General features: G+C 62.4%; 1 protein-coding gene. It reads left to right on the top strand.

What is annotated here, in order from left to right; all coding sequences use genetic code 11:
- Positions 1-43: 43 nt before the first annotated feature.
- On the top strand, positions 44-434 hold a 391-nt coding region (locus tag OC610_RS28875), incomplete at its 3' end, for a pentapeptide repeat-containing protein (RefSeq protein ID WP_264433227.1).

The following is a 434-nucleotide window of genomic DNA, read 5'->3' on the forward strand; positions in this document are numbered from 1 at the left end:
TCGCGAGCAAGCTCGCTCCCACAGTTAACACCGAGTTCCTGCCATGAAATTTTTGCCATTACTGCTTCTGTTCATCGGCGCCGTTGCCCATGCCGATGACCCCGACACCGCTCTGACAATCAAAGGTTGCACCATCGCCGAATCCAGCCAATGCCCCGGCGCCAACCTGCGGGGCGCAAAACTGGCGAACCAGGACCTGCGCAAGATGAACCTCGCCGGCGCGGACCTGCGCGATGCCGACCTGCGCCACGCGCGGCTGGACCTGGCCAATCTCGAGAAAGCGCAGCTACAAGGCGCCAATCTCAATCGAGCCAGCCTGCAACAAAGTAATCTGCGCCTGGCGGACTTCAGCGGTGCCAAGCTGAAGGCGATCCAGGGCTGGGGCCTGTTTGCCCAGGGGGCGCAATTCCAGCGGGCTGATCTGACGGCGGCCT

The sequence above is a fragment of the Pseudomonas agronomica genome (assembly GCF_025917275.1).
Lineage (GTDB): Bacteria > Pseudomonadota > Gammaproteobacteria > Pseudomonadales > Pseudomonadaceae > Aquipseudomonas > Aquipseudomonas agronomica.